The sequence below is a fragment of the Streptomyces sp. NPDC003011 genome, from assembly GCF_053591515.1.
In genome coordinates this window covers 1-10,595 of sequence record NZ_JBSFTY010000006.1, presented here as the reverse complement: position 1 = coordinate 10,595, position 10,595 = coordinate 1, and the positions used below count along the sequence as shown (strand labels likewise).

The following is a 10,595-nucleotide window of genomic DNA, read 5'->3' as shown; positions in this document are numbered from 1 at the left end:
CGATGAGCAGCACCGTCATCACCAACATCGCCACGCTGGTCACCAACGACCCCTCCCTCGGTGACAGTTCTCCCCTCGGTCTGATCCAGGACGCGGCCGTCGTCATCGACGGCGACCGCGTCGCGTGGACCGGTGAATCAAGCAAAGCACCCGCCACTGACAACCGGGTCGACGCCAGCGGCCGGGCGGTCCTGCCCGGCTTCGTCGACTCCCACTCCCACCTGGTCTTCGCGGGCGACCGCACCGAGGAGTTCAACGCCCGGATGTCCGGCCGGGCCTACAGCGCGGGCGGCATCCGCACGACCGTCGCCGCCACCCGCGCCGCGACCGACGCCGAGCTGGAGGCCACCCTCACCCGCTACCTCGCCGAGGCCCTCCGGCAGGGCACCACCACCCTGGAGACCAAGTCCGGCTACGGCCTGACCGTCGAGGACGAGTCCCGCGCCCTGCGCCTGGCCGCCCGCCACACCGACGAGGTCACCTACCTCGGCGCCCACATCGTCTCCCCCGAACACGCCGACGACCCCGCCGCCTACGTCGCCCTCGTCACCAGCGAGATGCTCGACGCCTGCGCCCCGCACGCCCGCTGGATCGACGTCTTCTGCGAGCAGGGCGCCTTCGACGGCGACCAGGCCCGCGCGATCCTCACGGCCGGCAAGGCGAAGGGCCTGCACCCCCGCATCCACGCCAACCAGCTCTCCTACGGCCCCGGCGTGCGGCTGGCGGTCGAACTGGACGCGGCCAGCGCCGACCACTGCACGCACCTGACCGACGCGGACGTCGACGCGCTGGCCGACGGCGACACGGTGGCGACCCTGCTGCCCGGCGCCGAGTTCTCCACCCGCGCCCCGTGGCCGGACGCCCGCCGCCTCCTGGACGCCGGCGTCACCGTCGCGCTGTCCACCGACTGCAACCCGGGCTCGTCCTTCACGTCCTCCGTCCCGTTCTGCGTCGCGCTCGCCGTCCGGGACATGGGGATGACCCCGGACGAGGCGGTGTGGTCGGCCACGGCGGGCGGTGCGGCGGCCCTGCGCCGCACCGACATCGGCCGCCTCACCCCGGGCGCCCGCGCCGACCTGACCCTCCTGGACGCCCCGAGCCACGTCCACCTCGCCTACCGCCCGGGCGTGCCCCTGGTCGCCGGCGTGTGGCGGGCGGGCGTCCGCGAGGTCTGACACCGGGCCCGGGGCCCCGCCGGAACCCGGCAGCAGCGCTTACGTCGGCGCCGCGCGCGGCCGGGGGGTCCCGCGGGCCGGGGCTCTCCCGCGGGCTGTCCGGCCATACGGACTTCTCCTCCTCAATGAGGCGGCGGGTTCTCCCGCGGGCGACGGCGGGCCTTCGGCCGCGACCGCGCGAGCGGCGGCGGCCCGGCCCGGCGCCAGGGCCGGGTCACTCGGCCGCCGCGGGGACGGGCCCCCTCACTCCACGACCGTCAGCGCCTTGCGCAGCTTCACCAGGGTCCGCGACAGCAGCCGGGACACGTGCATCTGCGAGATGCCGAGTTCCTCGCCGATCTCCGACTGGGTCATGCCCGCGACGAAGCGCAGGGAGAGGATCGTCCGGTCCCGGGAGGGGAGGCCGGCGATCAGCGGCTTCAGCGACTCGACGTACTCGATGCCTTCGAGCCCGTGGTCCTCGTAGCCGATGCGGTCCGTGAGGGCACCCTCGGTGTCGTCGTCCTCCGGCTGGGCGTCCAGCGAGGAGGCGGTGTACGCGTTCGACGCGGCCATGCCCTCGACGACCTCGTCGTTGGAGATGCCCAGGCGCTCGGCGAGCTCCGCCACCGTGGGGGAGCGGTCGAGCTTCTGGGCCAGCTCGTCACCGGCCCTGGCCAGGTCGAGCCGGAGTTCCTGGAGCCGCCGCGGAACGCGGACGGACCACGAGGTGTCGCGGAAGAAGCGCTTGATCTCACCGACGATGGTTGGCATCGCGAAGGTGGGGAACTCCACACCCCGGCTGAGTTCGAAGCGGTCGATCGCCTTGATCAGGCCGATCGTGCCGACCTGGATGATGTCCTCCATCGGCTCGCTGCGGGAGCGGAAGCGGGAGGCGGCGAACTTGACCAGGGCGAGGTTGAGTTCGACGAGCGTGTTACGGACGTACGCGTACTGGTGGGTGCCCTCTTCCAGCGATTCGAGGCGCGCGAAGAGGGTCTTGGACAGGGCCCGTGCGTCCACCGCCCCCACCTGGTCGTACGGGGGGATGTCGGGGAGCGAGGCGAGTACGTCGTCCTGCTCGATGGGATCCAGATGTTCCGGGGGGGATGTCGACGTCGCCTGATGGGTATGCGATGCGTCGAGCCGGGGTGACATGATGTCCTCCATCGTTCTCGGCATATGGCTGCCGAAGCCAGTTCCGTGCACTGCGGTGTGCGGCGCCTCCAAAGCCGGCCGTGTCGGGTGCGTGTACCTACTAGCCCTACCCGCTTTCCCGAGCTCACCGCAAGTGTGTTCTGTTTGCATATGTCCGTTTGCGTGCGATTGTTCGGGTGTCGGAGGCTGTGGAGAAGGCGTAGTGTTCGAGGGCGTCAGTCAGCAGCCACGACGTCGGGAGAGAGAGACGGCATGGACCGCGGGACAGTCGGCAGCGCACAGTCGGGCCGGCTTCTGGTGGAGGTGCGAGAAGAGGGTTCTAGTGCCGTCGTGACTCCGGCGGGTGAGTTGGATCACCACACCGCCGATTTGTTGCGCGAGCCCCTCGACGAGTGCCTTGCCAAAGGATTCAGTCGACTGGTGGTCGACTGCTCACGCCTGGAGTTCTGCGACTCCACCGGGCTCAATGTGCTGTTGGGCGCGCGACTGAAGGCGGAGGCGGCCGGGGGTGGGGTGCATCTGGCAGGGATGCTGCCCGTGGTCGCGCGTGTCTTCGAGATCACGGGGGCGGATGCGGTCTTCACTGTCCATGACACCCTGCAAGCGGCATTGGCCGGCGAACCGGGCGAGTCCGGCTGAGGCCACGGGCGGGCCGGGGCGTCGCCCCGCTCGCCCCCTGGGATCGGCGCTTTCCGGGCGTCACGCCTTTCGTGTCGAAATACGGGGGTGTTCGCCCGGCCCGGTAGGGCAGGAGACACCCGTACCGACTGTGCGGGACCGACCGGTCGTACTGACTGAGTAGTGAGCTTGTGAATCGTGACTGGTGAATCGGTGAGGTGAAGCGCTGATGAGCACCACCCGGCCTTACCCGCCGGGCGACCGCGGCCCGGAGCCCAGCGGCGCTTCCGGGGTGTCCGAGGAGGGCGTGCCGACGACCGGGGCGTCCGAGGGGGGCGCGGCCGGGTCGTCGGGGGGGCGTCAGGTCCGCAGACTGAGCTTCGAGGGCCAGAGCGGTGTCGTGCCGCTCGCCCGCGACTTCGCCCGCCAGGCGCTGTACGCGTGGGACTGGCTGCCCGCCGCCACCGCCGACCAGCGGGCCGCGGCCGAGGACGTGCTGCTGGTCGTCTCCGAGCTGGTCACCAACGCCTGCCTGCACGCCGAGGGGCCGGACGAGCTGTGGATCGCCTGCGACAACAAGGTGATCCGCGTCGAGGTCTCCGACAAGGGCACCGGCCAGCCGGCCCCGCGCACCCCGCACCGCGCCGGCCGCCCCGGCGGCCACGGCATGTTCATCGTGCAGCGGCTGTGTCTGGACTGGGGTGTCGTGCGCGCCCCGGGAGCCGCGGGCAAGACCGTCTGGGCCGAACTGGGAGCACCGGCCTAGTCCAGGGACCACCCACGGTGCGGACCTTTCTCCGTACGTCACTCCGCGTGTGCCGGGTCATGACGGATCCGGCGCTCCCTGTGTCTTCCTTCCTCTGCACCCCGGGCGTACCTTGACGGCCGATCTGATGTGCCGTCAGGAACGCGTCCGGCAACGCGCTCACGAACGCGTGCGGGAACGCCTTCGGGAATGAGGGGACCGTGTCGAACCGGACGTACCAGAAACGGACCGCCGTGCTCGCGTCCGCCGCGGCCCTGGCCGGCTCGGCGGTGCTGCTGGCCGCCCCCGCGGCCCACGCCGAGGTCGTCGACGTCAACTACCAGTGCAAGACGCCGATCGGCGACAAGAGCGCCGTCTCGCCCATCGACATCAAGGGCGTCAGGAGCGGCGACGGCTACAGGCTCAGCATGTCGTGGCAGAAGGGCGTCTCCTCCAGCCCCGTCGAACTGGGCAGGGGCGCGATGAACCCGAGCGCCACCGTCAGACTCGGCGGCGCCGACAGCGGGACCATGACCGTCACCGGCCCCGCCAACCAGCAGGCGCTCCCCGCCAACACCCCCATCAAGATCAACGACCTGTCGGGCACCTACACGCCGAAGAGGACCGGCAAGGTCACCTTCACGGCGGGCGTGCTCACCATCAAGGCGCTCGGTACCACCACCACGTGCACGCCGACCAACAGTCCGGGCCCGTCGCTGACCCTGGACGTGACGGCGGCGGGCGGGGGCAGCTCCTCGGGCGGGGGCAGCGCCTCGGGCGGCACGCAGAACGGCGACGGCGACGGCGACTTCGGCGCCGGACTCCCGCAGACCGGCCCCGAGGGCTCCGCGCTCGCCCTCGGCACGCTCGGCGGCACGGTGCTGCTCGCGGGGGCGGCGGGCACGCTGTGGCTGACCCGCAGGAACCAGGCGGCCCGCGGACCCCGCTGAGCCGTGCGGACGACGGCGGCGGGTGGCCGAAACCGCCGTGTGCGCAAGCCGAGCCGACGGGAGCGACGACGTGAGCGGGAACGTGCGGATTGCGGCGCTGGCGACGGTGCTCGCGCTGCTGCTGCCCCTGGCGGGGAGCGCGACGGCGGCCGACGAGCCGCGCGTGCGGCTGTCCGCGTCGCAGGCGGGGACCGGGGGTTCGGTCACCGTCACCGGGGACGGCTGGCGGGCCCGCGCCCTGCTGACGATCCTGATCTGCGGCCAGGCCGTGCCGTCGCGGGGGGTGTCCGGCGGCACCGATTCCTGCGCCAACGCGGACGGCCGGGCCGTGACGACCGACACCGGAGGGCGGTTCCGCCGCGAGCTGCCGGTGACCGAGCCGCCGGTGCCGTGCCCGTGCGTGGTGCACGTGGCGACGGCGACCGGGGCGAGGGCCGAGGCCGACGCGGTCTTCCGGGTCGCCGGGCACGCCGTCGAGCCGCTGCCCGCCGAACCGGCCGGCGGCCGGCTGTCGGTCCTCACGGACACCCGGCTCGACGGCTCCAGCGGGCTGCTGACCTGGTTCGGCGCACCGCCCGTCCGCACCCTCGTCCTCACCGTCGGCAACGCCGGCACGTCCGCCGTCGAGAACCCCGTCTTCCACGTCGGCACCTCCCACGGCGTGTACGCGCCCCAGTGGCAGGAGCAGCCGTGGCGCGGCACGGTCCAGCCCGGCGGGACGGCGCGCGTCGAGCTGCCCGTCGAGCTGGCGGGCGGAGCGCACGGCGACTACACGGTCTCGCTGAAGTACGCCGGGAAGGTGCTCGCCGAGCAGCCCTGGGACGTGGGCCGGCCCTGGGGCGTGACCCTGTTCTGGGTCCTGGTCCTCCTGGTCGTGCCGGCGGCGGTGTTCCGCACCGGGATGGCGGTGGTGGACCGGGTCCGGCCGCGCCGCGCGGGAGGCGGGATCCGGCACCGGGGCCTGCGGCTGCCCGAACGCGCCCCGCGCCCGCGGGGCGGGCGGGCCTCCGGTGCTCCCGCACCGCAGGGGTCCGGCAGGGCGCCCGCCTCCGCCCCCGCCCTGCCGTGGTTCACCCCGGACGCCGACCCGGGCACGGCCGGTCGGCCCCCCGCACCGCACGACGACAGCCCGACGAGCCCGACGAGCCCGACGACTCCCCCCAGGAAGGGACTCACGTGAACGACCGGGGGCGAGGCACACCGGCCGGCGGCCGGGGGAGAACGGGCGCGGCGGCCCTCGCGCTGGTGCTCGGCGGGGTCGGCGCGGGCACGGTGCGGGTGGAGGGCCCGGTGAACGCGGCGGACATCGCGGCCGGCGACCCGATCGGGATCCCGGACCTGACCGGCACCTGCAAGCCGGGCGCGAGCGCGCGTCGGCCCTCTCCCCGGGCGCGCTGACGGTCGAGGCCCTCGGCCCGACCACGACGTGCACACCGACGAGGACGGCAGTCTCCCTCACCCTGGACACCGGGGAACACGCGAGCGGCGCGTCGGAAGGCTCCGCCACGCCGGGCACGTCCGACTCCGCGGAGGGCTCCCGGCCACCGGTGGTCTGGTTGAGGCCGGGGCGGCGGACGGCGGGGCGCTGAAGGCTCTGGGTCTGACCGCGGAGGGTGGCTTCCCGGCCACCGGTGGTCTGGTTGAGGCCGGGGCGGCGGACGGCGGGGCGCTGAAGGCTCTGGGTCTGACCGCGGAGGGGGGCTCCCTGGCCACCGCGGTCCGAGGCCGGCGCGGCGGACGACGGCGCGCGAAGGCTCTGGGCCTGACCGAGCGGGGGCTCCCTGGCCACCGGCGGTCTGGCTGAGGCCGGCGCGGCGGACGACGGCGCGCGAAGGCTCTGGGTCTGACCGAGGAGGGCTTCCCGGCCACCGGTGGTCTGGCCGGAGACCGGCGTGGCGGACGACGGGGCGCTGAAGGGTCTGGGCCTGGTGGCCGGGGCGGCGGTCCTGCTGGGCGGCGCGGTTGTTCACGTTCCTGCTGGGACGCGGGGCGGGCTGGCCGGCCCTCGGGCCTGTCCCACCGTTCCCGGCTGCCTGGCGACGCCCTGCGCGCACGCACTCTCGCCGCACCGGGCGCAGAGCATCGGCTCCGGTCCGCTCGCCGGTACGGCGCCAGGGCCCGCGCATCCGTACGGCGCCGACGCGCCCCGCCCCCGAACGCGCCAAAGGCCGCCGCACCACGTGGATGCGGCGGCCCTTGGCGAGCCAGGCCGGCAGGCTAGCGGACGCCGCCCATCAGGGACTTCACCTTGCGCCGGTACATCCACACCGCGAAGCCGGCCAGCGCGGCCAGCGCGGCCTCGACGCACACCGCGGGGGTGCCGCCGAGGTCGACGCCGGCTATGGCCGGGTTGGACAGGAGGCTGGTGACCGAGTCGCCCGCGGTGACCGCGAGGAACCACACGCCCATCATCTGGCTGGCGTACTTGGCCGGGGCCATCTTCGTGGTCACCGACAGGCCGACCGGGGAGAGGCACAGCTCACCGACCGTCTGGATGAAGTAGATGCCCACCAGCCACATCGGGCTGACCGCGGTCCCGCCGGCCGCCATGCCCAGCGGGATCAGGAAGAAGAAGAACGACACACCGATCAGGACCAGCGCCATCGCGAACTTCACGATGGTGCTCGGCTCCCGGCCGCTCCGGTTCAGCCACAGCCACACCCAGGCGAAGACCGGGGCCAGCGCCATGATGAACAGCGGGTTCAGCGACTGGTACCAGGAGGACGGGAAGTCGAAGCCGAGCAGCGAGCCCGCCGCCTTGCCCTCGCCGAACGCCTGGACGGTGGACGCGCCCTGGTCGTAGATCATCCAGAACACGGCGGCCGCGACGAAGAACCAGATGTAGCCGGTCATCTTCGACTGCTCGGCGGCCGAGAGGTCCTTGTCCCGCTTGATGCGCACCAGCACACCCGCCGGGACGAGCAGACCGATGACGGTGAGCGGGATCATCGCCCAGTTGATCGTGAAGTGGCCGGTGAGGCCGACGACGCCGTAGAAGACGGTCGCGGCGATCACCCAGAGCAGGCCCTTGCGCAGCCAGGACGCGCGCTCCTCGGCCGCCAGCGGCTTGGGGACGACGCTGCTGAGCGGGCTCAGGTCGCGGGTGCCGAGCAGGAACGCGGCGAGACCGATCGCCATGCCGACCGCGGCCATGCCGAAGCCGAGGTGCCAGCTGACCTCCTGGCCGACGGTCCCGATGGCCAGCGGGGCGAAGAAGGCGCCCGCGTTGATGCCCATGTAGAAGATCGTGAAGCCGCCGTCGCGGCGCGGGTCCTCCGGGCCGTCGTACAGGTGGCCCACCATCGTGGAGATGTTGGCCTTGAGCAGACCGGAACCGGCCGCCACCAGCGCCAGACCCGCGAAGAACGGGGCCTGGCCGCCGGGCAGCGCCAGCACGAGGTGGCCGCACATGATCGTGACCGCCGCGATGGCCACCGTCCTGCGCGGGCCCCAGACGCGGTCACCGAGCCAGCCGCCCGGCATGGCGAGCAGGTACACCATCGCCGAGTAGACGGCGACGATCACCGTGGTGGTGGCCACGTCCATGGCCAGGCCGCCGCCCATGCTGCCCTTGCCGGCATCGGGTCCGCCGGAGAGCAGGTAGACGGTGAGGAGCGCTTTCATGCCGTAGTAGGAGAATCGCTCCCACATCTCGGTCATGAAGAGAGTGGCCAGTCCGCGGGGGTGGCCGAAGAAGGTCCTCTCGGAGCCGGGGGTGCCCGGGGTGACCGAGTCCTTCGTCAGGCTGGACGCCATGGTCGATCCTTGCTGGGGTGCTTTCCTTTCGAGGCCGGTGGGTGACCGGCCCGCACACAAAAAAGACCTTCAGCGGCACATCCTCGCCAAAGGTCCCCGTCGGTGCTACAGGCGTTCATTCACCATACGGCAGGACAATGCGGGAAATGGAAGGACTTGAGACGCGAATCACAGGTGCAGAGGGAACCATACGCACCCAATCCAAGGTCTCTGCCAGGTTCACACCTCGCAGACGCAGGTTCGTACCCATACACCCCAAGGTAAGAACAGCCGACTGCCGATCACACCCCGGCGCCTGGCCTGCGCGGACTACCATCACCTCATGACCCGTGTACTGCTCGCCGAGGACGATGCGTCCATCTCGGAGCCGCTGGCCCGCGCACTGCGACGGGAAGGGTACGAGGTCGAGGTGCGTGAGGACGGCCCCACCGCGCTCGACGCCGGAACGCAGGGCGGCATCGACCTGGTCGTGCTCGACCTGGGGCTGCCCGGTATGGACGGCCTGGAGGTGGCCCGCCGGCTGCGGGCCGAGGGCCTCACCGTCCCGATCCTCATCCTGACCGCGCGCGCCGACGAGGTGGACACCGTCGTCGGTCTCGACGCGGGCGCCGACGACTACGTCACCAAGCCCTTCCGGCTCGCCGAACTGCTCGCCCGGGTCCGCGCCCTGCTGCGGCGCGGCGCCGCCGAGCCGCAGCAGCCGCCGGCGACGCACGGGGTGCGGATCGACGTCGAGTCGCACCGGGCGTGGATGGGCGAGGAGGAGCTCCAGCTCACCGCCAAGGAGTTCGACCTGCTGCGGGTGCTGGTGCGCGACGCGGGCCGGGTCGTCACCCGCGACCAGCTGATGCGCGAGGTGTGGGACACCACGTGGTGGTCCTCGACCAAGACGCTCGACATGCACATCTCATGGCTGCGGAAGAAGCTCGGTGACGACGCGGCCAATCCCCGGTACATCGCCACGGTGCGGGGCGTCGGGTTCCGCTTCGAGAAGAGTTAGCCGACTTCGAAGGGAGCGGGCCGGCCGCGCGCGGCGCGCCGTCCCGGCGTGGGCGGTCCCGCGGCCGCCGGGCCGTGTGCGGGGCCGGTCGCGCGGTTCCCGCGCGCCCCGTGCGGGGTGGCCCGCGCCGTTCTCGTGAAGTCACCGCCCGGAGGGCCCTGTGCGTCGCCGTCTCATCCAGTCCACGCTCGCCGTGGTGCTCGTCGTCATCGCCGTCTTCGGTGTCTCCCTCGTCATCGTCGAGACCCGGACCATCAGCACCAGCGCCCAGGAGCGGGTGAACTCCGAGGCGCAGCGGCTGGCCAGCATCGTGGACAGCCGGCTGCTCATCTCGCACACCGTCGACGCGAAGGTGCTGCGCGACCAGGTGGCGCCGGAACGGTACGCCGTGATCCAGATCCCGGGGGACCGCGACATCGAGGTCGGCACCCGGCCGACCGGTGACGTGATCCAGGGCAGGGCCCAGGGCGAGGAGGGCGAGACCGTCGTCGTCGAGGAGCCGCGTTCCTCGGTGACCCGGGAGGTCGGCCGCACCCTGCTGATCATCGGGCTGGTGGCGCTGCTCGCGGTGATCGCCGCGGTGGTCCTCGCGATCCGTCAGGCCAACCGGCTGGCCTCCCCGCTCACCGACCTCGCGGAGACCGCCGAACGCCTCGGCTCGGGCGACCCCCGCCCCCGGCACAAGCGGTACGGCGTCCCCGAGCTGGACCGGGTCGCCGACGTCCTCGACGCCTCCGCCGAGCGCATCGCCCGCATGCTCACCGCGGAACGCCGGCTCGCCGCCGACGCCTCCCACCAGCTCCGTACGCCGCTGACCGCGCTGTCGATGCGGCTGGAGGAGATCACCCTGACCGACGACCCGGACACGGTGAAGGAGGAGGCGAACGTCGCCCTCACCCAGGTGGAGCGCCTCACGGACGTGGTGGAGCGGCTGCTCACCAACTCCCGCGATCCGCGCACCGGCTCCGCCGTCACCTTCGACCTCGACGAGGTCATCCAGCAGCAGCTCGCCGAGTGGCGGCCCGCCTACCGCAGCGCGGGCCGGGCGATCGTCAGCTCCGGCAAGCGGCACCTGACGGCGGTGGGCACGCCGGGGGCGGTCGCGCAGGTGCTGGCCGCGCTGATCGAGAACTCCCTCATGCACGGCGGCGGCACCGTCGCGCTGCGCACCCGGGTCACCGGGAACCAGGCGGTCATCGAGGTCACGGACGAGG

General features: G+C 72.6%; 10 protein-coding genes. 8 read left to right on the top strand and 2 right to left on the bottom strand.

The annotated features are described in order from the left end of the window. Nucleotides 1-2 precede the first annotated feature (2 nt). On the top strand, nt 3-1,175 hold the full coding sequence (gene hutI / locus ACWD0J_RS04520) for an imidazolonepropionase (RefSeq protein WP_451494253.1): 1,173 nt from the start codon (nt 3-5) through the stop codon (nt 1,173-1,175). A gap of 243 nt (nt 1,176-1,418) precedes the next feature. Here hutI and ACWD0J_RS04515 read toward each other — a convergent pair whose 3' ends face one another. Then, the gene (locus tag ACWD0J_RS04515; RefSeq protein WP_451494252.1) at nt 1,419-2,324 is read right to left on the bottom strand and encodes an RNA polymerase sigma factor SigF; all 906 of its coding nucleotides are present in this window, start codon (nt 2,322-2,324) and stop codon (nt 1,419-1,421) included. Between the two features lie 240 nt (nt 2,325-2,564). On the opposite strand from ACWD0J_RS04515, the gene ACWD0J_RS04510 reads away from it, so the two are divergent. The 5 genes from ACWD0J_RS04510 (at nt 2,565) to ACWD0J_RS04490 (ending at nt 6,023) form a co-directional block, all read left to right on the top strand. Then, the gene (locus ACWD0J_RS04510; RefSeq protein WP_451494251.1) at nt 2,565-2,951 is read left to right on the top strand and encodes an STAS domain-containing protein; all 387 of its coding nucleotides are present in this window, start codon (nt 2,565-2,567) and stop codon (nt 2,949-2,951) included. Nucleotides 2,952-3,159: 208 nt separating this feature from the next. Then, entirely contained in the window at nt 3,160-3,696 is a 537-nt protein-coding gene (locus ACWD0J_RS04505; RefSeq protein WP_451494250.1) for an ATP-binding protein, read from the top strand. A 200-nt stretch (nt 3,697-3,896) separates the two neighbouring features. Then, nucleotides 3,897-4,625 carry an LPXTG cell wall anchor domain-containing protein gene (locus ACWD0J_RS04500; RefSeq protein WP_451494249.1) on the top strand — a complete coding sequence of 243 codons (729 nt, stop codon included), beginning with the start codon at nt 3,897-3,899 and terminating at the stop codon, nt 4,623-4,625. 70 nt (nt 4,626-4,695) lie between these two features. After that, complete coding sequence (locus tag ACWD0J_RS04495; protein ID WP_451494248.1) at nt 4,696-5,805, top strand: hypothetical protein; 1,110 nt, start codon at nt 4,696-4,698, stop codon at nt 5,803-5,805. After that, nucleotides 5,802-6,023 carry a hypothetical protein gene (locus ACWD0J_RS04490; RefSeq protein ID WP_451494247.1) on the top strand — a complete coding sequence of 74 codons (222 nt, stop codon included), beginning with the start codon at nt 5,802-5,804 and terminating at the stop codon, nt 6,021-6,023. Before ACWD0J_RS04495 ends, ACWD0J_RS04490 begins: the two co-directional genes overlap by 4 nt. A gap of 819 nt (nt 6,024-6,842) precedes the next feature. Here ACWD0J_RS04490 and ACWD0J_RS04485 read toward each other — a convergent pair. Beyond that, nucleotides 6,843-8,381, bottom strand: a complete 1,539-nt coding sequence (locus ACWD0J_RS04485) for a peptide MFS transporter (RefSeq protein ID WP_451494246.1) — start codon at nt 8,379-8,381, stop codon at nt 6,843-6,845. Nucleotides 8,382-8,703: 322 nt separating this feature from the next. On the opposite strand from ACWD0J_RS04485, the gene ACWD0J_RS04480 reads away from it, so the two are divergent. Continuing rightward, a complete protein-coding gene (locus tag ACWD0J_RS04480; protein WP_451494245.1) occupies nt 8,704-9,381 on the top strand; it encodes a response regulator transcription factor in 678 nt (225 codons plus the stop codon). A gap of 160 nt (nt 9,382-9,541) precedes the next feature. Beyond that, a partial coding sequence (locus ACWD0J_RS04475; RefSeq protein WP_451494244.1) for a histidine kinase dimerization/phospho-acceptor domain-containing protein occupies nt 9,542-10,595 on the top strand: 1,054 nt, incomplete at its 3' end.